At 66.3% G+C, this 1307-nt stretch carries 1 protein-coding gene; it reads right to left on the bottom strand.

Features of this window, described 5'->3' with window-relative positions; genetic code table 11:
- Positions 1–1307: dihydropteroate synthase (locus LG632_RS29985; RefSeq protein WP_226731077.1), on the bottom strand; the 1307-nt coding region annotated here is incomplete at both ends.

Raw genomic sequence — 1307 nt, 5'->3', positions numbered from 1 at the left:
GGCTGCTTGATGCCGAGGTTGACGACGTTGTAGCCGTTGTTGGAGAGGATGATGTCGACGAGGTTCTTGCCGATGTCATGGACGTCACCGCGGACCGTGGCCAGCACGATCGTGCCCTTGCCCTCCGCGTCGGACTTCTCCATGTGCGGTTCGAGGTAGGCCACGGCGGTCTTCATGACCTCGGCGGACTGCAGCACGAACGGCAACTGCATCTGCCCCGACCCGAACAGCTCACCGACGACCTTCATGCCCTCCAGCAGCGTGTCGTTGACGATGTCCAACGCCGGCCGCGTCACCAGCGCCTCGTCGAGATCGGCCTCCAGACCGTTCTTCTCCCCGTCCACGATCCGCCGCCGCAGCCGCTCCTCCAACGGCAGCGCCGCCAGCTCCTCGGCCTTGCCCGCCTTCAACGACTTCGCCGTCGCACCCTCGAACAACGCCATCAGCTTCTGCAGCGGGTCGTACCCCTCGGCCCGCCGGTCGTAGATCAGGTCCAACGCCGTGGCGACCTGCTCCTCGTCGAACCGCGCGATCGGCAGGATCTTCGACGCGTGCACGATCGCCGAATCCAACCCCGCCTTCACACACTCGTCCAGGAACACCGAGTTCAAAAGGATCCGCGCCGCCGGATTCAGACCGAACGAGATGTTCGACAGACCCAGCGTCGTCTGCACGTCGGGACGACGGCGCTTGAGCTCACGGATCGCCTCGATCGTGGCGATCCCGTCCTTGCGGGACTCCTCCTGACCGGTGCAGATGGTGAAGGTCAGGGTGTCGATGAGGAGGTCCGACTCACGGATCCCCCAGTTCCCCGTCAGGTCCTCGATCAGCCGCTCGGCGATCTCGACCTTCTTCTCCACCGTCCGCGCCTGGCCCTCCTCGTCGATCGTCAACGCGATCAACGCGGCACCGTGCTCCTGCGCCAGCCGGGTCACCTTCGCGAACCGGGACTCCGGGCCGTCACCGTCCTCGTAGTTCACCGAGTTGATCACCGCCCGGCCGCCCAGCTTCTCCAGACCGGCCTGGATCACGTCCACCTCGGTGGAGTCCAGCACGATCGGCAGCGTCGACGCCGTCGCGAAGCGCCCCGCCAGCTCCCGCATGTCGGCGACGCCGTCACGGCCGACGTAGTCCACGCACAGGTCCAGCATGTGCGCGCCCTCGCGGATCTGGTCCCGGGCCATCTCCACGCAGTCGTCCCAGCGCGCCTCCAGCATCGCCTCGCGGAACTTCTTCGACCCGTTGGCGTTCGTCCGCTCACCGATCGCCATGTACGAGGTGTCCTGCCGGAACGGCACCGTCTGGTA

This window comes from Streptomyces antimicrobicus, from assembly GCF_020532625.1.
Taxonomy (GTDB): Bacteria; Actinomycetota; Actinomycetes; order Streptomycetales; family Streptomycetaceae; genus Streptomyces; species Streptomyces antimicrobicus.
This window is presented reverse-complemented; position numbering and strand designations above follow the sequence as displayed.